Genomic DNA, 18053 nt, shown 5'->3' with positions numbered 1-18053 from the left:
TCCCACGACAAAGAGAGCGAAACCTGAGCGCGAATGCTAGGTATTCGAGCCGGTTTCGCTCTGGCCGCCGAACAGACCGACGCGCATATCCGCGCAGGTGTAGATGACCTGGCCGTCGGCCTCGAGCACGCCGTCGGCGATGCCCATGACCAGCTTGCGGTTGATGACGCGCTTCAGGTGGACCTTGTAGACCACCTTCTTGACGTCCGGGGTCACCTGACCGGTGAATTTCACTTCGCCGACGCCCAGGGCGCGGCCCTTGCCGGCACCGCCGATCCAACCGAGGTAGAAGCCGACCAACTGCCACATGGCGTCCAGGCCCAGGCAGCCCGGCATGACCGGATCGCCGATGAAGTGGCACTGGAAGAACCAGAGGTCCGGGTTGATGTCGAGTTCCGCCTCGACATAGCCCTTGCCGTAGTCGCCGCCGTCGGCGGAAATGGTCTTGATCCGGTCGAACATCAGCATCGGCGGGGCCGGCAGCTGGGCGTTGCCCGGACCGAACAGTTCGCCACGGCCCGAGGCCAGCAGGCCTTCATGATCGAACGACGACGGATATTGGGACTGGCTCAAGGATGACGCTCCGGAAGTGTTGCGGGCGGGTTACACGACCCTGCGCGCCCGCTCAACTGTTGTGAAGTCTAGCTCCGGCCTGTTCCGGCCGGGCGCGAGGCGTTGCACAGGGCCCGGTCCTGGGTTCCGAACACCCCGCGCTGGGCCACCCAGCCGCTCATCTTGCGGGCGCGAACCCGGCACCAACCCTCTTCGCACTCGTCCAGCGAGACGATGGAGCGCGGCGACAGGCGGGCCCGCACCGACGAGGTGGCGGACCGACCGGAATGGATCATGATTTCTTCGGCCGAGCGGTTGAAGACGCTGCGGCGGCCCGAGGCCACGGTGCGGTGGATCCAGGCGACCGAGCCGTCGGGGTCGCAGATCTTGCGCCACTCGCGGGTCTCGGCGATCACCTGCACGGGCAGGCCCGCGGCGTGGTATTCCCACAGGATCTGGTAATCGAGGCCCGGCCCCTGGCGCGCCCGAACCTGAGAGGATTTCAGCGTGACCCAGCGCGGCACTTCCAGCCCGGTCGGCGTCGGCCGGCCGTCAGGCATGAGGGCGCCGGCGCCCGCGAAGACGCCCAGCCCCAGAACGGCGGTGATGACGGCGATACGCCGGAAACTTTTGAACCTGACCACAGCTTTGCTAGACACCGGATCGACCCGTCCCGTACGGGCGTTCCCGCCCGTCGAAACCCAGGCCCCCTATGTCCGCCCGCAAGCTTAAGGTCGTATTAACCAGGCGCCTGCCCGACGCCGTCGAAACGCGCCTGCGCGAACTGTTCGACGCCGAGCTGAACCTGACCGACCGCGCCATGGACCGCGAGGCCCTGGCCGCCGCCCTGCAACGCGCTGACGTCCTGGTCCCGACCATCACCGACCATCTGGACGCCGACCTGATCGCGGGCGCGGGCGAGCAGTTGAAGATGATCGCCAACTTCGGCGCCGGCGTGGACCATATCGACATCGACGCCGCCGTGGGGCGCGGGATCATCGTCACCAATACGCCGGGCGTCCTGACCGAGGACACCGCCGACCTGACCATGAGCCTGATCCTGGCCGTCAGCCGCCGCATCGTCGAAGGCGCCAATGTCGTCGCCGCAGGACAGTTCGAGGGCTGGAGCCCGACCTGGATGTGCGGCCGCAAGCTGTGGGGCAAGCGTCTGGGCATCATCGGCATGGGCCGGATCGGCCAGGCCCTGGCCCGCCGCGCCAGGGCCTTCGGCATGCAGGTCCACTATCACAACCGCAAACCCGTCTCGGCCATGATCGCCGAGGAACTGGGCGCGACCTGGTGGGACGATCTGGACCAGATGCTGGCGCGGATGGACGTCATCTCGCTGAACTGTCCGGCGACCAAGGACACCCACCATCTGCTGTCGGCCGAACGCCTGGCCCGGCTGCAGCCCCACGCCATCCTGGTCAACACCGCGCGCGGCGAGCTGATCGACGAGGCCGCCCTGGTCGAGGCGTTGGATCGCCGCGCCCTGTTCGGCGTCGGCCTGGACGTGTTCGAGCACGAGCCGGCGGTGCATCCGGGTCTGGTGGGCCGCGCCAACGTCGTGCTCCTGCCCCACCTCGGCTCGGCCACGATCGAGGCCCGACAGGACATGGGCGACCGCGTCATCGCCAACATCATGACCTACCAGAACGGCCACCGCCCGCCGGACCGGGTCATCCCGGCGATGTTGTGACCGGTGTTATCTGATTTCTTGACCTCTGGCGCCGCCGCTCCGTAATGGGGTTTAGGGGTGAGACCGGAGGGATGGGTGCAGGTTCGAGATCACGGTCGCGGCGCGGCGCTGTCACGACGAGGCCTGCTTTATGCGGGCGCCGCCGGGGCTGTTTTTGCGCTCACGGGCGCGCGGTTGGCGAACGCGGCGCCCGCAGCCGCCTACGCCGCCGCCGATTTCTTTGTCGGGCAGAAGACGAAGGCGGTGGTCCTGTCGCCGTCAGGCGCGCGCATTGCGATCCTGGAACAGCTCGGAACCCGCGACGAACCGCGCGGCGTCCTCGACCTGCTCGACGCCGCCGCTCCTGAAGGGCGGCGTCGGCGTATCGAACTGGGCAAGCTCACCGTCGAGGCGCTGGAGTGGGCCAATGATCGGCGGCTTCTCGTGCGGGTCGCCATCAAGCGGGTGATACCGGGCAGAAAGCCGCCAGGGTCGAACCTGACCGGCCCCAGTCAAACGGTGACGTCGCGCCGGGTCATGTCTCTGGATCATGAGACCGGGGAAAACGTCGTCCTGTTCGAGGGCGAACGCCAGCGTATGCGCTATTCGCCGGATCTCGGCCGCGTCATCGACATTCTGCCCGACGACCCCGATCACGTCCTGATGACCGCCTGGGAGATGGACGGCGTTATGGGGCTGCACCGGGTCAATATCGTCGACGGCAAGGCCGAACGGCTGGAGCGCGGCGCCTCCTCGACCATCGGCTGGCAGACCCATCAGGGCGTCGCGGTGCTGCGCCGCGACGTCAACGCGCGATGGACGGTGGAGACGATCCACGCCCGCGCTCCGGGCGAGACGGAATGGCGTTTCGTTCGCCGCAACCGCATTGTCGATGCGCCGGACTTCTCATGGGTAGGCGGAGGAAGCGCGCCGAACATGGTCCTGGTGTCGGCCCGCGCCGAGGGCGAAGACGTCGAGACCATTCGCGAGATGAACCTGCACACCCTGGCTTTCGGCGCGCCGATCCAGCCGAGGGCGGGCCGCGACGTGCTGTACGGCCTGATGGATGCCCGCAACCGCTACATGGGAGCCGCCTACTATGGCGACAGGCTGGAGTATGACTTCGTCGAGGCGGGACTGGCGGCGCACCATCGCGCCATGAACCGCTTCTTCGATGACGACTGCGACGTGCACCTCAGCCAGGTCAGCGACGACCGCAACCGATTCATCGCCTATGTCGAGGGGCCCCGCGAGCCGGGCGCCTGGTATCTGTACGACAAGACCGCCCGGAGCATGACGAATCTGGGCTCGCGATACGCCCTGGATTTCGAGCGGCTGGGCGGCTGCGAACTGTTGTCGGTGCGAACGCGCGACGGGGCCTCGATCGAGGCCTATCTGACCGCCCCGCCCGGCGCCGCGCCGGGACCGCTGGTGGTGATGCCGCACGGCGGCCCCGAGGCCCGTGACCAGCGGGGCTATGATCGTCAGGTCCAGGTCTTGGCCGCGCAAGGCTGGTGGGTGCTGCAGCCCAATTTCCGGGGCTCGGGCGGGTATGGGCTGGCCTTCGCCCAGCAAGGCTGGCGGCGCTGGGGCGAGCGGATGCAGGAGGACGTCGAGGACGCGGTCGCTCAGGTCGTGCGCGACAAGGGGCTGGACGGGGACCGGGTGGCCATCATGGGGACCAGCTATGGCGGCTATGCGGCCCTGATGGGCGCCGGGCGACGGCCTGACCTGTACAAGGCCGCGATCTCGATCTGCGGCGTATCGGACCTGTCAGACATACTGGCCTGGGAAAAACGGGACGACGACACCCCGACCAAGGAAGTCTACGGCTTCTGGAAGAAGCGGATCGGCGACCCGGATACGGACGCGGCCATGCTGCGGGCGGCTTCGCCTCGCCTTCGCGCCGCCGACATCGTCTGCCCGGTCCTGCTGGTGCACGGCGTGGACGACGGGATCGTGCCGGTGATTCAGTCGCGCATCATGAACAGCGCCCTGCGCGGCGCGCGCAAGACCGTTGACTATGTCGAGGTGCCCGACGCCGGCCACGCCGACTGGGAGGACGACGTCGAGAAAGGACTGATGGAGCGCTACGTGGCTCTGTTGCGTCGGGCCTTCGCCTAGCCGCACACCGGGCAGGCCGGGTCCGCCGCGACCTTCGCCACCCGGCTGGTTCCGGCCAGGCCGTCGTAGAGCATCAGGCGGCCGGTCAGGGGCTGGCCCGCGTCGGTGATCAGCTTGATCGTCTCCAGCGCCGCCATGGCGCCGATGACGCCGGCCAGGGCGCCGACGACGCCGACGCGGGCGCAGGTCTCGGCGTCGGGCGGCGTCTCGGGGACCAGGCACTGATAGCAGGGCTGGCCGGTGAAGACCCCGACCTGACCGTTCCAGCGGCCCAGCGCCCCGGACACCAGCGGCACGCCCGCCGCGACGCAGGCGGCGTTGACGGCGAACCGGGTGTTGAAGTCGTCGGTGCCGTCCAGAACCACGTCGAACCGCTCGATGACGGCGCGGGCGTTGTCGGGGGTCAGCCGCTCGACGAAGGGCTCGACGGCGACATGGGGGTTGAGGGCGGCCAGATGCGCGGCGCCCGCCTCGACCTTGGGCCGCTCAGCGTCGGCGGTGGTGAAGATGATCTGGCGCTGAAGGTTCGACAGGGCGACCGTGTCGTCGTCGATCAGACCCAGGGTCCCGACCCCCGCAGCGGCCAGATAGAGGGCGGCGGGCGCGCCGACCCCGCCCAGGCCGACGATCAGAACGCGGGCGCGCTTCAACGCCTGTTGGCCGGGGCCGCCGATCTCAGACAGGACCAGTTGGCGCGCATAGCGGTCGACCTCCTCGTCGGAGAAGCGGACGGGTCTGGCGGGGGCGGAGGACTGGGTCACGTCCGCCTGTCTAGCGCAGTCGGACCGGCCCGTCAGGCTGGAACGGGCAGGGCTTGCGCCGCCGTGCTCAGCAGCACTTCGGCGCGGTCGGGCCCAAGTTGGTCGAGCGTGGCGCCGTTGAGCAGGCGCGCGGCGGCGGGGGTCAGTTCGGCCAGGGTCATCGGCCACTCGGGGAAGAGGCGGCAGGGCACGTCCTGATCCGACAGAAGGCGGATGTTCTCGTGACGGGGATCGGCGCGCAGCCGGTCCATCAGCCGGTCCACGTCGGCGCGATGGCCTTCGATGGCCTGCAGGAACCGCCCGCCGTGACGCATCAGCACCCCGGTCAAGCCGTCGCGGCGGTTGTTGCGTTCGGACACGCCGAGGATCTCGGCCAGAACCAGAAGGCTGGTCGCGGCGTCGGCGACGGCGTCGCTGACGTAGATGGCGCGGTGAAGAGGCAAGGCGGTACTCGAAAGGCAGGCGAAAGCGACGCGATCGCAAGGGGGGCGCGCTCCCTGTCACGCCGAGGTTAACAAAGAGGTCACCACGCCAGTGCCGTCGGCGGGCTGCGGCGCGGGGCGTCTTGCGGGAGCGATCAATCCTCGCCATCTGATCCGCCATGACCCAGACATCAGGCTTCCCCGACTGGCACGGCACCACCATTCTGGCGGTGCGCAAGAACGGCCGCACCGTCATCGCCGGCGACGGTCAGGTCTCGATGGGGGCGACCATCGTCAAGGGCGCCGCGCGCAAAGTGCGCACGCTGGCGGGCGGCAAGGTCCTGGCCGGATTCGCCGGAGCCACGGCCGACGCCTTCACCCTGATCGAGCGGCTGGAAGCCAAGCTGGAGCAGTATCCCGACCAGTTGGCGCGCGCCTGTGTCGAACTGGCCAAGGACTGGCGCACCGACCGCTACCTGCGCCGGCTGGAGGCCATGCTGCTGGTGGCCGACAAGGATGCGATCCTGACCGTCACCGGCGTCGGCGACGTGCTGGAGCCGGAATACGGCGTGGCCGCCGTCGGCTCGGGCGGCAACTACGCCCTGTCCGCCGCCCGCGCCCTGCTGGAAGAGACAGACCTGGACGCCGAGCAGATCGCCCGCAAGGCGATGAAGCTCGCCGCCGAGATCTGCGTCTACACCAACGGCAATCTGACCATCGAGAGTCTTTAAGGGCGCGACCCTGGGCTCGCGGAGCCTCGCGGCTCGAGCAGGTCTTTGCTCTGACGCTCGCCGCCGGGGCGCTTGTGCTTGAGCGCGAGCGCGGTGGTCCGGTTTTCCGCGAATTAACGCGACACTTGTCGATTTCGGGCGATCAATGAGCGCGGAGGATCGCCGCCATGCCGCTCGACGCCCTGCTGTTCGCCGCCGCCATGATGTCCGCCGACAGGCCTTCCTGTCCCGCGGACTCGCCCGCGCCGGTGGTCGCCGCCGAACGGGCCTTCGCCGCCGACGCGCCCGGTCTGGGGATCGGCGGCAGTTTCAACAAATGGGCCTTGCCCGACGCCGTGGTCATCGCCCAGGGGCGGGCGCAGACGGTGCGCGACGTCTATCCGCCCGAGGCGGCGCGTCCCGTCGACGAGCCGAAACTGGAATGGTGGCCCAACTGGGCCGGGATCGCCCGTTCCGGCGATCTGGGCTTCACCACCGGCGGGGTGGCGGTGAACGGCGTGCGCGGCGGTCACTATTTCACGATCTGGGCCTGTCAGCCGGACGGCCGCTGGGCCTGGGTCTATGACGGCGGTTCGGGCGCGACGGCGGCGGCTGTCCCTGGCCCCGACAGCGAGCCCGACCTTATGGCGGCCGGCGATGGCGCCTCCACCTCGCCCGAGGCGGCGATGCAGGAGGTGCGGGCCGTCGAGGCGGCGCTGGCCGAGGCCGCGCGGGCGGATCAGAAGGCGGCGCATCTGGCGGTCCTGACCGACGACGGGCGGCTCTATGTCGCCCCGCGTCCGCCCGCCATTGGACGCGGGGCCATGGCGGCGGCGCTGGACGGCTGGCCCGCAACTTTCGACTTCGGCCCGACCGAGGGCGGCGAGGCTTCGCGGGCCGGCGATCTGGCCTGGACCTACGGCCCGGCGCGGTGGATGGGCGACGGCGCCGAGCGGCGCGGCTGGTATGTCCGGCTGTGGCGCAAGGGGGCGGACGGATGGGCTCTGATGTTCGCCCAGCTGATTCCAGCCCCTCCGGTCGCCGTCCCCCCTCCCGCTGGCGAGTGAGGCCTCCTATCTGGGGTCCATGACCGACCTTTCTCCCCGCGAAATCGTCTCCGAACTGGATCGCTTCATCGTCGGCCAGGACGACGCCAAGCGCGCCGTGGCCGTGGCCCTGAGGAACCGCTGGCGCCGCAAGCGGGTGCCGGAAGATTTGCGCGACGAGGTCACGCCCAAGAACATCCTGATGATCGGCCCTACGGGGGTCGGCAAGACCGAGATCGCCCGGCGCCTGGCCAAGCTGGCCGGCTCGCCCTTCCTCAAGGTCGAGGCGACCAAGTTCACCGAGGTCGGCTACGTCGGCCGCGACGTGGATCAGATCATGCGCGATCTGGTCGAGAGCGCCCTGGTCATGGTGCGTGAAAAGCGCCGCGCCGGGGTCAAAGCCCGGGCCGAAGGCCAGGCCGAGGAACGGATTCTGGACGCCCTGGTCGGGCCGGGCTCGCAAGCCGCGACGCGCGACGCCTTCCGCAAGAAGCTGCGCGACGGCGAACTGGACGACAAGGAGATCGAGATCGCCCTGGCCGACACGGGCTCGCCGATCCACGGGCTGGACATGCCGGGCGGCGGGAATGTCGGTCTGCTGAACCTGTCGGACCTGCTGGGCAAGATGGGCGGCGGGCGCACCAAGACGGTCAAGCTGACCGTGGCCGAGGCCCTGATCCCGCTGACCACCGAGGAGAGCGACAAGCTGCTGGATCAGGAGAGCCTGACCAAGGAGGCCCTGCTGCTGGCCGAGAACGAGGGTATCGTCTTCCTCGACGAGATCGACAAGGTAGCGACGCGGCAGGATCGCGGGGGCGGCGCCGACGTGTCGCGCGAGGGGGTGCAGCGCGACCTGCTGCCCCTGATCGAGGGCACGACCGTCTCGACCAAATACGGGCCGGTGAAGACCGACCATGTCCTGTTCATCGCCTCAGGCGCCTTCCATGTCGCCAAGCCGTCGGACCTGCTGCCGGAACTGCAGGGGCGCCTGCCGATCCGGGTCGAGTTGAAGGCCCTGACCCGCGACGATTTCAAACGCATCCTGACCGAACCCGAGGCCAATCTGATCCGTCAGAACCAGGCCCTGCTGGAGACCGAGGGCGTGACCCTGGTCTTCACCGACGATGCGGTCGAGGCCATGGCCGACGCCGCCGTGACCGCCAACTCGACGATCGAGAACATCGGGGCGCGGCGGCTTCAGACCGTGCTGGAGCGGGTGCTGGAGGAAACCAGCTTCAAGGCCTCCGACCTGTCGGGCCAGACCCTGACTTTCGACGGCGACAAGGTGCGCGAAAAGGTCGGCGAACTGGCCAGGAACATCGACCTGAGCCGGTTCATTCTGTGATGGGCTAAGTCTTTCCTCCCCACTTTGTGGGGAGGGGGACCACGCAGTGGTGGAGGGGGCGGCGCCAACGTCAGGCGTCGAGTCGCCCCCTCCGTCACGCCGCCTGCAGCGCCGCGCCACCTCCCCATGAAATGGGGAGGAAAGAGCCTGTTTCAGCCCCGCATCGCCTCCACCGCCGCGACCAGACGGTCGAGATCGCTCGGCGTCGACAGGCGGTGGTCGCCGGCCTCGATCAGGTCCAGGCGCACGTCGCCGCCGGTCAGCCGCTCGACCAGCTCGACCTGGTGACGCCACGGCACCACGTCGTCGGCGCGGCCTTGCAGCACATGGATCGGGGCGCTGATCTCGATGACGCCGTCCAGCAGCAGCCAGTCGCGCGCCTCCTCGAACATCCGCCGGGTCAGGACATAGGACCCGAGGCCTTCCTCGGTGATGATCGTCTCGCCCTCGCGCAGGATGGCCTGACGCTCATGGTCGGCCAGACCGGGCCACATCAGCTTTTCCGTAAAATCCTGCGCCGGATTGACCAGCACCAGCCCCTTGATCCGCTCAGGTCGGGCCAGGGTCGCCAACAGGGCGACCCAGCCGCCCATGGACGAGCCGACGGGGATGACCGGTCCATCCAGACTGTCGATCAGGGCGACGGCGTCCTCGCGCCAGCGGCCGATGGTGGCCTGTTTCCAGTCGCCGGACGACTGGCCGTGGGCGAAATGGTCGTAGCGGACGAAGTTCCAGCCGCGCTCGCGCGCCGCCGCTTCCAGCGCCAGGGCCTTGGTCCCCTCCATGTCCGAGCGGAAGCCGCCGATCCAGACCACGGTCGGCCCGGCGCCCGTGACCGCCTTGAAGGCCAGGGTCTCGCCGTCGGGGCGGGCCAGAATCTGGGGCAGGGTCTGGAAGTCGGACATGAAGGCTCCTCGGACTGTCATTCGGCGCGGAATGGCTTTAGCAGAGACGGCGTTTCTTCACAGGCCGCGAGGGGCCCCCGCTTGTCCGCACCCAAAGTCCTGTTCGTGTCCGCCAACCGTATCGGCGACAGCGTCATCTCGTCAGGGGTGATCCGTGAAATCAACCGCCGCCTGCCGGGGGCGGAAATCACCGTCGCGGCGGGCCGCCCGCCCGCGCCCTTCTTTCGCTCGGCGCCCGGCGTGACCAAGGTCATCGCACTCGACAAGAAGAAGGCCGCCGGCCACTGGATCGAACTGTGGAAACAGGTGGTCGGGACGAAATGGGATCTGGTCGTCGACATCCGCGGCTCGGCCCTGGCCTATCTGATCCCGGCCAAGCGGCGCATCATCTACAATCGCAGTTGGGAGACCGGGCTGCGCAAGGTCGAGACGGTGTCGGCGATGATGGGCGCGGCCGTGCCGCTGGACCCCGAAATCTTCCTCGACGACCGGGCGCGGGCCGAGGCCGCCGCCATCATCGACCCCCAATTGACCCAGGGCGCTGGTCCCGGGCCGATCATCGCCCTCGCCCCCATCGCCCACCAGCCCGGCAAGTCCTGGCCGGCCGACCGCTGGGGCGCTCTGGTCGAGCGGATGAAGGCCGAGCCGCGCTTCGACGGTTGGCGCTTCATGCCCGTCGGAGGACCCGGCGACCGGCCGCCGGCGACCCCTGCCCTGGAGGCCGCCGGCGACCGCGCCATCGACTGCGTGGGCAAGGGCGACATCCTGTGTTCGGCCGCCGCTATCGACCGCGCGGCCCTGTTCGTGGGCAATGACAGCGGGCTGATGCACGTCTCGGCGGCGCTGGGCCGACCGACGCTGGGCCTGTTCGGCCCGACCGAATGGTGGCTCTACGGGCCCTGGGGACCAAAGACGCGCACGGTGGCCTCCAACGAGACCCGCGGCCAGTTCGCGCCGATCGAAGACCTGACCGTCGATCACGTCTTTGAAGGGGTGCTGGCGCTGCACGACGCCTACATCGACGGCGCAAACCCCGACCAGCCTTGAATTACAGGCCTTCTATCGTCATATTCCCGCAGTCGGGAACGCGACGCCTCCGTCGCGCGCTGGTCCCTGCAAGATTTATCGCCTGTCTTCTGATCACATAAGGAAACGACGCCCATTCGCCGTCCCATGCAAGCGCCGCCCGTCAAGGACGGGCCGCCCATCAACCAGGAAATCCGCGCCACGCGCGTGCTGCTGATCGACCAGAACGGTGAGAAACAGGGCGTCATGCCGCTGTCGTCCGCGCTGGAAGCGGCCGAAGAGGCTGGTCTGGACCTCGTCCAGATCGTCGGCAACGCCGAGACGCCGGTCTGCAAGATCCTGGATTACGGCAAGCATCGTTTCCAGGAGCAGAAGAAGAAGGCCGAGGCGCGCAAGCGTCAGAAGGTCGTCGAGCTTAAGGAAATCAAGCTCCGTCCGAACATCGATGTCCATGACTATGAGGTCAAGGCCAAGTCGATGCACCGCTTCTTCGAGGAGGGCGACAAGGTCAAGGTGACCCTGCGCTTCCGCGGTCGTGAAATGGCCCACCCCGAACTGGGCATGAAACTGCTCCACAAGGTGCAGGCCGACTTCGACGAAGTCGCCAAGGTCGAATACGCTCCGCGTATGGAAGGCCGCCAGATGATCATGATCCTGGCGCCTCGCTGATCGCGATGCATCGCTAAACGGAAGAGCCCCGGTCGAAAGGTCGGGGCTTTTTCTTGCCCGATGGGGCACGGGCGCTTGCTGGAAGCCAAGGGATCCCTTCGACCGGATTGCTGAAGCTGTGACTCCGCTTGCCTCGCGCGGGGGGTTGGCGTAGAAGCCGCCTCTTCGCGACCGAACAGCCGGGCTAACAGGCATGCCTGGGCCGTTCGTTTCAGCTTCGCACTCCGGGCTCAAGCAGCTCGAAGAGCGATAGCCCACTAAAAAGAGAGAGTGAAAATGCCGAAACTGAAGACGAAGTCTGGCGCCAAGAAGCGCTTCAAATTCACGGCCACGGGCAAGGTGAAGGCTGGCGTTGCCGGCAAGCGCCACCGTCTGATCAGCCACAACTCGAAGTACATCCGCCAGAACCGCGGCACTTCGGTCATGGCCGACGCCGACGCCAAGAAGATCAAATCCTACATGCCGTACGCCTGATCGGCGCGCGCGTTTCGATCTGATCTCCACGTTGAATTTGAAAGGATAGCGACACATGGCTCGCGTCAAACGGGGCGTAACGTCCCACGCCAAACACAAGAAGGTTCTTAAGCAGGCCAAGGGCTTCTACGGCCGCCGCAAGAACACCATCCGCACGGCCAAGGCCGCTGTCGACCGCGCAGGCCAGTACGCCTACCGCGACCGTCGCAACAAGAAGCGTTCGTTCCGCGCCCTGTGGATCCAGCGCATCAACGCCGCCGCCCGTCTGGAAGGCTTCACCTATTCGCAGTTCATGCACGGCCTGGCCAAGGCCGGCATCGAGCTGGACCGCAAGGTCCTGTCGACGATCGCCGCCGACGAAGCCAGCTTCAAGGGCATCGCCGATAAGGTCCGCGCCGCTCTGGCCGCCTAAGCGATACCGCATCATTGATGCTGAATACGCCCGTCCCGGTCTCCGGGGCGGGCGTTTTTCATGGCCAAGCCTGACCTTTTGGCCGGATCGGGCGTTGGGGTTCGACAGCCGGGTCGACTGGCGACCCGGCGGTTCAGGAGGCTGTGCTGATGTCCATCGCCCGTGTCACCGAGATCACCGCGTCGTCCACCGTCAGTTTCGACGACGCCATCACCCAGGGGATCGCCCGCGCCGACAAGACCCTGCGTCACGTCGAGGGCGCCTGGATCCAGGAACAAAAGGTTCTGGTCCGCGAGGGCAAGATCGCCGAGTACCGGGTCAATATGAAGGTCACTTTCGTCCTTGCGGACTGAACCTGATCGTCGCTGAAGGCTTTGCGTGACGGCCATGTCGGGCTAGACGCTGCGGACCATGACCGATCTCGCCCAGCTAGAACTCGACCTGATCAACGCCATCGGAGCGGCCCCCAGCGTCGCTGCGATCGAAGAGGTGCGCGTCGCCGCCCTCGGCAAGACGGGGACCATCTCGGCCCTGCTGAAGGGGATGGGCGCGCTCAGCCCCGACGAACGCCGCGAACAGGGGCCGATCATCAACGGCCTGCGCGACCGCGTCGCCGCCGCCATCGCCGGCCGCAAGGCCGAGTTGGAGGCCGCCGAACTGGACGCCCGTCTGCTGGCCGAGCGCGTCGACCTGACCCTGCCCAGCCGCCCGCGCCGCAAGGGCGGGGTGCATCCGACCATGCAGGTCATGGACGAGATGATCGCCCTGTTCGCCGAGATGGGCTTTGCCGTCGCCGAAGGCCCGGACATCGAGGACGACTTCCACAACTTCACCGCCCTGAACTTCCCGCCCAAGCACCCGGCGCGGGAAATGCACGACACCTTCTTCCTCAAGCCGGACCCGGAGACGGGCGAGCGCAAGGTGCTACGCACCCACACCAGCCCGGTGCAGGTGCGGACCATGCAAACCCAGAAGCCGCCGATCCGCATCATCGCGCCGGGCCGCACCTTCCGTAAGGATTCCGACGCCACCCACACGCCGATGTTCCACCAGATCGAGGGTCTGGTGATTGATCGCGACATCCACATGGGTCATCTGAAGACGACGCTGGAGACCTTCATCGCCCGCTTCTTCGAGCTGGACGACGTCAACGCCCGCTTCCGCCCCCATCACTTCCCCTTCACCGAGCCCTCGGCCGAGATGGACATCCGCTGCGACCGCTCGGGCGGCAAGCTGACGCTGAACGAGGGCGACGACTGGCTGGAGATTCTCGGCTGCGGCATGGTTCACCCCAACGTGTTGCGCAACTGCGGCATCGACCCGGACGAGTATCAGGGCTTCGCCTTCGGCATGGGCGTCGACCGCCTGGCCATGCTGAAATACGGCGTCTCCGACCTGCGCCCTATGTTCGACGCCGATACGCGCTGGCTGGCGCACTACGGCTTCTCGGCCTTTGCCGCCCCCAACCCTGCCTCGGGACTGTCCTGACATGAGCCTGCTTCCGATCAACCGCCCTGTCGCCTTGGCCGAGGACTTCGGCGCTGCGGTGTTCGAGAACGTCGACCTGACGCTCTATGACGTCTTCGCCCATGCGGTGAAGAACGGACCTGGCCTGATCCAGGGGCGGACCTTCAAGGGCTGCCGCATCCAGGGACCCGCCATCGTTCTGGCTTCCAACGGCGTGACCTTCGAAGAAACCAATTTCGGCGACAGCCGCGGCGACATCCGCAACCTCGTGATGAAGCCCGTCGGCGACAAGGCGATCGGCACGGTGCCGATGCGCGACTGCGCCTTCATCGGCTGCGAATTCTATGGCGTCGGCTTTACCGGGACGGATGAATTCATCGCCCAGATCATCGCCCTGCCGAACTCTATCTAGATCGAAGACAGACATGACCGACCAGACCCAGACACCGATGTCCGCAGAAGAGAAGTTCGGCCGCGACCTGGTGGCCCGCACGACCTTCGAGAAGGAGGCCGTCTGGCTGCCTTCGCTGGCGGTGCACCATATGAACGCCGGCCAGACCTTCATCGAAGACAAGACCTTCACCGAATGCCTGATCGAGGGGCCGGCGGTGATGGCGGTGATGAACGGCACGTCCTTCGACACCTGCAACATGGGCGTGGCGGAAAATCCCCGCACCCTGCTGCTGGAGCCGCGCGGCGACATGATCGCCGGCGTCGTCGGCATGTCGAACTGCCGCTTCGTGCGCTGCCGTTTCGTCCAGGTCGGCTTCACCGGCGCGCCGGACCTGCTGGACAGCATCGAAAAGGATCTTCTCAGCGCGCGCGAACAGGCGGCCCAGGCATGACCGACGTCAACACCAACGCCCCGATCACGCTCGAGCCCCTGGGCGCCGGGCCGACCTATACCAACGTCAACGTCTGGCTGCCGCAGCTCTTCCTCGAGACGGCACGGGCGGGCTCGCAAATGATCGAGAACCGTCGGTTCGAAGGCTGCCTGATCGAGGGGCCGGCTGTGTTGCTGGCGGTCGAGGGCTGCCAGTTCGAAGGATGCGACATGGGCGTCTCCAACGGCGATCCGCGCAATCTGATGCTGGCCCCCCAGGGGCCGCGCCAGGTCGTGGGCGTGGTGCCGTTCAAGAACTGCCAGTTCGTCAACTGCCGCTTCCTCGGCGTCGGCTTCACCGGCGCGGCGGGCTTCCTTGAAAACATGGTCCAGGCGCTCGGCGGCGGAGCCTCCGAATGAAGTTCACGCTTTCCTGGCTGAAGGAACATCTCGACACGACCGCCGAGGTCGATCAGGTCGCCGCCGCCATGACCATGGCGGGCCTGGAGGTCGAGGAGGTCCACGATCCCATCGCGGCGCTGGCCCCCTTCACCGTGGCCAGGATCGTCTCGACCGAACGCCACCCCAACGCCGACCGGCTGCAGGTCTGTCAGGTCGAGACGGTGGACGGGCTGAAAGAGATCGTCTGCGGCGCACCGAACGCGCGCGCGGGCCTGACCACCATCTATGCTCCCATCGGCGCCTATGTGCCCGGCCTGGGCGTGACCCTGGTCGAGAAGCCTGTGCGCGGCGTGGTCTCCCACGGCATGCTGTGCTCGGGGGCCGAGCTGGAACTGGCGGACGACAGCGACGGCATCCTTGAACTGAGCGACGACCTGCAGGTCGGCATGCCCGCCGCCGGGGTCTTCGGCGCCGAGCCGGTGATCGACTTCGAAGTGACGCCGAACCGTCCCGACTGGCTGGGCGTGGCGGGCATCGCCCGCGACCTGGCCGCCGCGGGCCTGGGCCGACTGACGACGCCGGAGATCAAGCCGGTCGCGGGCGGGTTCGCCTCGCCGATCACGGTGCGGATCGACACGCCGGACCTCTGCCCGGTCTTCGCCGGTCGCGTGATCCGCGGCGTGCAGAACGGGCCGTCGCCGGCCTGGCTGCAGCACCGGCTGACCGCCATCGGTCTGCGCTCGATCAACAAGCTGGTCGATATCACCAACCTGATTTCCTACGACCGCGCCCGGCCCCTGCACGTCTATGACGTGGCCAAGCTGTCGGGCCACGAGATCGTCGTGCGCGCCGGTCTGGTCGCCGCCGACACGGGCGAGCACGAGCACCTGATCGCCCTGGACGGCAAGACCTACGCCGCCTCGCCCGCCGACTGCGTCATCGCCGACGCCGAGGGCGAGCGCCCGGTCGGCCTGGGCGGCGTCATGGGCGGCGAGAGCACCGGCTGTTCGGACGAGACCGTCGACGTCTTCGTCGAGAGCGCCTGGTTCGACCCGCTGGCCATCGCCCAGACGGGCCGGTCGCTGGGCATCAGCTCCGACGCCCAGTACCGCTTCGCGCGCGGCGTGGACACGGCCTCGGTCGTGCCGGGGCTGGAGCTGGCGACCCAAGCGATCCTCGACCTGTGCGGCGGCGAACCGTCCGAGATCACGGTGGCGGGCCAGGCGCCCGTCGCGCCGCAAGGCTTCGCCTTCGACCCCGCCTATGTGAAGCGCCTGGCGGGTCTGAGCCTGACCGACGACCGCATCTTCGAAATCCTGACCGCGCTGGGCTTCACCGTCATGCGCGGTGCAGCCTGGACCGTGGTGCCGCCGTCGTGGCGCCGCGACGTCGAAGGACCGGCTGATCTGGTCGAGGAGGTCGCCCGCATCGAGGGCTTCGACGCCCTGCCGCACACGCCCCTGCCCGAGATCGCCCGCAATGCGCGCGGCGTCCTCAGCCCGCGTCAGGCGCGCGTCCGCGCCGCGCGTCGGGCGCTGGCGGCCCTGGGCTACGCCGAGGCCGTGACCTGGTCCTTCACCAAACAGTTGACGGCCGTCCTGTTCGGCGGCGGCGACGAGCGGCTGGTGCTGGAAAACCCCATCGCGGCGGACCTCGACTGCATGCGGCCGTCGATCCTGCCCAACCTGATCCAGGCGGCGGCGCGCAACGCCGCGCGCGGCCATGCCGACGCGGCCCTGTTCGAGATCGGCCCCGTCTATCTGAACGATCAGCCGAACGGCCAGCGCACCGCCATCGCCGGCCTGATCGCGCCCCACCCCGACCGCCACTGGGGCGGGACGGGCGAAGACGCCCTGTTCGGCCTCAAGGGCGACCTGTTCGCCCTGCTGGAGGAGATCGGCGCGCCGGTCGCCTCGCTGCAGCTGGCGCAGGGTTCCAACCGCGACTGGTGGCATCCCGGCCGCTCGGCCCGACTGCAACTGGGGCCCAAGAACGTCATCGTCGAGTTCGGCGCGCTTCATCCGCGCGTGCTCAAGGCTCTGGACGCCGACGGTCCCATGCTGGGCTTCGAGATCATCCTCGACGCCCTGCCCGAGCCTAAAGGCAAGGGCGGCAAGGCTCGCGGTGCAGCGGACCTGCCGAACCTGATGCCGCTGAGCCGCGACTTCGCCTTCCTGCTGGAGGAAGCCAAGGCCGTGGGCGACCTGACCCGGGCGGTCGTCGGCGCCGACAAGGCCCTGATCGCCGAGGTGCGCGTCTTTGACGTCTATCGCGGCCAGGGCGTGCCCGAGGGCCAGAAGTCGGTCGCCCTGGAAGTCGAGATCCAGCCGCGCGCCGCCACCCTGACCGAAGCCGAGATCGAGGCCCTGACGGCCAGGATCGTCGCCGCCGCCGCCAAGACCGGCGCGACGCTGAGGACCTAGAGGATGGCGGACAAGAAGCCCTGGGCGGAGACCCACTTCGAACGCGGCCTGTTCCGGGCTCGCTGGCTGATGGCGCCCTTCTACCTGGGGTTGGTGGCGGCCTTGGTCATGCTGCTGGCTGTCTTCGTGCGCGAGCTGATCTACTACGTGCCGCAGGCCTTCCTCATGGGCGAAGGCCACATGAAGTCCGACGGGGCCATCCTGGCCATCCTCAGCCTGGTGGACCTGTCTCTGGCGGGCAATCTGCTGCTGATCGTCATCTATTCCGGCTACGAGAACTTCGTCTCCAAGCTGGATCTGGACGAGAACCAGGTGGACCGGCCGCCGTGGATGGGCACGGTCGACTTCTCGGGCCTGAAGATGAAGCTGATCGCCTCCATCGTGGCGATCTCGGCCATCTACCTGCTGAAGAGCTTCATGAACATCGGCAAGCCGGGCGTTCCGCTGGACGAGGCGGGGCTGATGTGGGCGGTGATCATCCACCTGACCTTCGTCGTCTCGGGCGTGCTTCTGGCGCTGATGGACTGGGTCGCCTCCAAGACGGACAAGCACTGAAGCGAAGCCGGAGCGAAAGCTCCGGCTTCTTTCTTTTGGGGGGCCTATCGCGCTTCGCGCTACTTGAGGCCATCAGGCGGGGGAGGCCTACTGACGAAGCCTTGATCAGGCTAGGTGTCGTTTCCAAGAAGGTTGTTCACCCGTTTCCAGGGTGTGAGGCCTTTGATGCCGGAGTGTGGTCGGTTCAGGTTGTAGTCGTCGGTCCAGGGTTTGATGGCGGCGGCACGTTCGTCTGACGAGGCATAGGGCCTGGCGTAGG

General features: G+C 67.8%; 22 protein-coding genes. 16 read left to right on the top strand and 6 right to left on the bottom strand.

Annotated features, from left to right (window positions below; translation table 11 throughout):
• Nucleotides 1-36: 36 nt before the first annotated feature.
• Together fabA and AB4Y68_RS13450 are read right to left on the bottom strand one after the other, a co-directional pair.
• The gene (fabA, locus tag AB4Y68_RS13455) at nucleotides 37-573 is read right to left on the bottom strand and encodes a 3-hydroxyacyl-[acyl-carrier-protein] dehydratase FabA (RefSeq protein ID WP_441456265.1); all 537 of its coding nucleotides are present in this window, start codon (nucleotides 571-573) and stop codon (nucleotides 37-39) included.
• 68 nt (nucleotides 574-641) lie between these two features.
• Entirely contained in the window at nucleotides 642-1211 is a 570-nt protein-coding gene (locus AB4Y68_RS13450; RefSeq protein ID WP_441456264.1) for an SH3 domain-containing protein, read from the bottom strand.
• Between the two features lie 53 nt (nucleotides 1212-1264).
• Here AB4Y68_RS13450 and AB4Y68_RS13445 point away from each other — a divergent pair, with 53 nt between their 5' ends.
• Together AB4Y68_RS13445 and AB4Y68_RS13440 are read left to right on the top strand one after the other, a co-directional pair.
• Entirely contained in the window at nucleotides 1265-2251 is a 987-nt protein-coding gene (locus AB4Y68_RS13445; protein WP_441456263.1) for a 2-hydroxyacid dehydrogenase, read from the top strand.
• Between the two features lie 75 nt (nucleotides 2252-2326).
• The gene (locus AB4Y68_RS13440; protein WP_441456262.1) at nucleotides 2327-4354 is read left to right on the top strand and encodes an alpha/beta hydrolase family protein; all 2028 of its coding nucleotides are present in this window, start codon (nucleotides 2327-2329) and stop codon (nucleotides 4352-4354) included.
• On the opposite strand, the gene AB4Y68_RS13435 is transcribed toward AB4Y68_RS13440, so the two are convergent.
• Entirely contained in the window at nucleotides 4351-5115 is a 765-nt protein-coding gene (locus tag AB4Y68_RS13435; RefSeq protein ID WP_441456261.1) for a HesA/MoeB/ThiF family protein, read from the bottom strand. The two genes, AB4Y68_RS13440 and AB4Y68_RS13435, sit on opposite strands and share 4 nt — an antisense overlap.
• A gap of 32 nt (nucleotides 5116-5147) precedes the next feature.
• A complete protein-coding gene (locus AB4Y68_RS13430) occupies nucleotides 5148-5558 on the bottom strand; it encodes a BLUF domain-containing protein (RefSeq protein WP_441456260.1) in 411 nt (136 codons plus the stop codon).
• A gap of 158 nt (nucleotides 5559-5716) precedes the next feature.
• On the opposite strand from AB4Y68_RS13430, the gene hslV reads away from it, so the two are divergent.
• The 3 genes from hslV (at nucleotide 5717) to hslU (ending at nucleotide 8638) form a co-directional block, all read left to right on the top strand.
• Nucleotides 5717-6268 (top strand): ATP-dependent protease subunit HslV, encoded by a 552-nt coding sequence (hslV, locus tag AB4Y68_RS13425; RefSeq protein ID WP_441456259.1) that lies wholly within the window; start codon nucleotides 5717-5719, stop codon nucleotides 6266-6268.
• A 167-nt stretch (nucleotides 6269-6435) separates the two neighbouring features.
• Nucleotides 6436-7314 carry a DUF4440 domain-containing protein gene (locus AB4Y68_RS13420; RefSeq protein ID WP_441456258.1) on the top strand — a complete coding sequence of 293 codons (879 nt, stop codon included), beginning with the start codon at nucleotides 6436-6438 and terminating at the stop codon, nucleotides 7312-7314.
• A gap of 19 nt (nucleotides 7315-7333) precedes the next feature.
• Nucleotides 7334-8638, top strand: a complete 1305-nt coding sequence (gene hslU / locus AB4Y68_RS13415; RefSeq protein ID WP_441456257.1) for an ATP-dependent protease ATPase subunit HslU — start codon at nucleotides 7334-7336, stop codon at nucleotides 8636-8638.
• A 152-nt stretch (nucleotides 8639-8790) separates the two neighbouring features.
• On the opposite strand, the gene AB4Y68_RS13410 is transcribed toward hslU, so the two are convergent.
• A complete protein-coding gene (locus AB4Y68_RS13410; RefSeq protein ID WP_441456256.1) occupies nucleotides 8791-9543 on the bottom strand; it encodes an alpha/beta fold hydrolase in 753 nt (250 codons plus the stop codon).
• A gap of 81 nt (nucleotides 9544-9624) precedes the next feature.
• Between AB4Y68_RS13410 and AB4Y68_RS13405 the strand changes: the two genes are divergently transcribed.
• The 11 genes from AB4Y68_RS13405 (at nucleotide 9625) to AB4Y68_RS13355 (ending at nucleotide 17794) form a co-directional block, all read left to right on the top strand.
• The gene (locus tag AB4Y68_RS13405) at nucleotides 9625-10590 is read left to right on the top strand and encodes a glycosyltransferase family 9 protein (RefSeq protein WP_441456255.1); all 966 of its coding nucleotides are present in this window, start codon (nucleotides 9625-9627) and stop codon (nucleotides 10588-10590) included.
• 126 nt (nucleotides 10591-10716) lie between these two features.
• Entirely contained in the window at nucleotides 10717-11238 is a 522-nt protein-coding gene (gene infC / locus AB4Y68_RS13400) for a translation initiation factor IF-3 (RefSeq protein WP_441456254.1), read from the top strand.
• A gap of 276 nt (nucleotides 11239-11514) precedes the next feature.
• The gene (rpmI, locus tag AB4Y68_RS13395) at nucleotides 11515-11712 is read left to right on the top strand and encodes a 50S ribosomal protein L35 (RefSeq protein WP_003166435.1); all 198 of its coding nucleotides are present in this window, start codon (nucleotides 11515-11517) and stop codon (nucleotides 11710-11712) included.
• Nucleotides 11713-11767: 55 nt separating this feature from the next.
• Nucleotides 11768-12124 carry a 50S ribosomal protein L20 gene (rplT, locus tag AB4Y68_RS13390; RefSeq protein WP_441456253.1) on the top strand — a complete coding sequence of 119 codons (357 nt, stop codon included), beginning with the start codon at nucleotides 11768-11770 and terminating at the stop codon, nucleotides 12122-12124.
• Between the two features lie 149 nt (nucleotides 12125-12273).
• Nucleotides 12274-12477 carry a dodecin family protein gene (locus tag AB4Y68_RS13385; RefSeq protein WP_441456252.1) on the top strand — a complete coding sequence of 68 codons (204 nt, stop codon included), beginning with the start codon at nucleotides 12274-12276 and terminating at the stop codon, nucleotides 12475-12477.
• A gap of 58 nt (nucleotides 12478-12535) precedes the next feature.
• Entirely contained in the window at nucleotides 12536-13612 is a 1077-nt protein-coding gene (gene pheS, locus AB4Y68_RS13380; RefSeq protein ID WP_441456251.1) for a phenylalanine--tRNA ligase subunit alpha, read from the top strand.
• 1 nt (nucleotide 13613) lies between these two features.
• The gene (locus tag AB4Y68_RS13375) at nucleotides 13614-14003 is read left to right on the top strand and encodes a hypothetical protein (protein ID WP_441456250.1); all 390 of its coding nucleotides are present in this window, start codon (nucleotides 13614-13616) and stop codon (nucleotides 14001-14003) included.
• A gap of 13 nt (nucleotides 14004-14016) precedes the next feature.
• Entirely contained in the window at nucleotides 14017-14436 is a 420-nt protein-coding gene (locus tag AB4Y68_RS13370) for a hypothetical protein (RefSeq protein WP_441456249.1), read from the top strand.
• Entirely contained in the window at nucleotides 14433-14834 is a 402-nt protein-coding gene (locus AB4Y68_RS13365; protein WP_441456248.1) for a hypothetical protein, read from the top strand. The genes AB4Y68_RS13370 and AB4Y68_RS13365 overlap by 4 nt, the downstream gene beginning before the upstream one ends.
• The gene (pheT, locus tag AB4Y68_RS13360) at nucleotides 14831-17239 is read left to right on the top strand and encodes a phenylalanine--tRNA ligase subunit beta (RefSeq protein WP_441456247.1); all 2409 of its coding nucleotides are present in this window, start codon (nucleotides 14831-14833) and stop codon (nucleotides 17237-17239) included. The genes AB4Y68_RS13365 and pheT overlap by 4 nt, the downstream gene beginning before the upstream one ends.
• 3 nt (nucleotides 17240-17242) lie before the next feature.
• On the top strand, nucleotides 17243-17794 hold the full coding sequence (locus AB4Y68_RS13355; RefSeq protein WP_441456246.1) for a TIGR00645 family protein: 552 nt from the start codon (nucleotides 17243-17245) through the stop codon (nucleotides 17792-17794).
• A 110-nt stretch (nucleotides 17795-17904) separates the two neighbouring features.
• Here AB4Y68_RS13355 and AB4Y68_RS13350 read toward each other — a convergent pair.
• Nucleotides 17905-18053: integrase core domain-containing protein (locus tag AB4Y68_RS13350; RefSeq protein WP_441456305.1), on the bottom strand; the 149-nt coding region annotated here is incomplete at its 5' end.

The organism is Brevundimonas sp. 2YAF1, assembly GCF_052114745.1.
In the GTDB taxonomy this organism is placed as follows: Bacteria; Pseudomonadota; Alphaproteobacteria; order Caulobacterales; family Caulobacteraceae; genus Brevundimonas.
This window is presented reverse-complemented; position numbering and strand designations above follow the sequence as displayed.

Bases quoted from the DNA above. Each gene is read 5' to 3' on its own strand.
- AB4Y68_RS13365 (WP_441456248.1), top strand. From the start codon at position 14,433: ATGACCGACGTCAACACCAACGCCCCGATCACGCTCGAGCCCCTGGGC.
- infC (WP_441456254.1), top strand. From the start codon at position 10,717: ATGCAAGCGCCGCCCGTCAAGGACGGGCCGCCCATCAACCAGGAAATC.
- hslU (WP_441456257.1), top strand. From the start codon at position 7,334: ATGACCGACCTTTCTCCCCGCGAAATCGTCTCCGAACTGGATCGCTTC.
- rpmI (WP_003166435.1), top strand. From the start codon at position 11,515: ATGCCGAAACTGAAGACGAAGTCTGGCGCCAAGAAGCGCTTCAAATTC.
- AB4Y68_RS13420 (WP_441456258.1), top strand. From the start codon at position 6,436: ATGCCGCTCGACGCCCTGCTGTTCGCCGCCGCCATGATGTCCGCCGAC.
- pheS (WP_441456251.1), top strand. From the start codon at position 12,536: ATGACCGATCTCGCCCAGCTAGAACTCGACCTGATCAACGCCATCGGA.
- rplT (WP_441456253.1), top strand. From the start codon at position 11,768: ATGGCTCGCGTCAAACGGGGCGTAACGTCCCACGCCAAACACAAGAAG.
- AB4Y68_RS13410 (WP_441456256.1), bottom strand. From the start codon at position 9,543: ATGTCCGACTTCCAGACCCTGCCCCAGATTCTGGCCCGCCCCGACGGC.
- AB4Y68_RS13375 (WP_441456250.1), top strand. From the start codon at position 13,614: ATGAGCCTGCTTCCGATCAACCGCCCTGTCGCCTTGGCCGAGGACTTC.
- hslV (WP_441456259.1), top strand. From the start codon at position 5,717: ATGACCCAGACATCAGGCTTCCCCGACTGGCACGGCACCACCATTCTG.
- AB4Y68_RS13445 (WP_441456263.1), top strand. From the start codon at position 1,265: ATGTCCGCCCGCAAGCTTAAGGTCGTATTAACCAGGCGCCTGCCCGAC.
- AB4Y68_RS13355 (WP_441456246.1), top strand. From the start codon at position 17,243: ATGGCGGACAAGAAGCCCTGGGCGGAGACCCACTTCGAACGCGGCCTG.
- AB4Y68_RS13385 (WP_441456252.1), top strand. From the start codon at position 12,274: ATGTCCATCGCCCGTGTCACCGAGATCACCGCGTCGTCCACCGTCAGT.
- pheT (WP_441456247.1), top strand. From the start codon at position 14,831: ATGAAGTTCACGCTTTCCTGGCTGAAGGAACATCTCGACACGACCGCC.
- AB4Y68_RS13370 (WP_441456249.1), top strand. From the start codon at position 14,017: ATGACCGACCAGACCCAGACACCGATGTCCGCAGAAGAGAAGTTCGGC.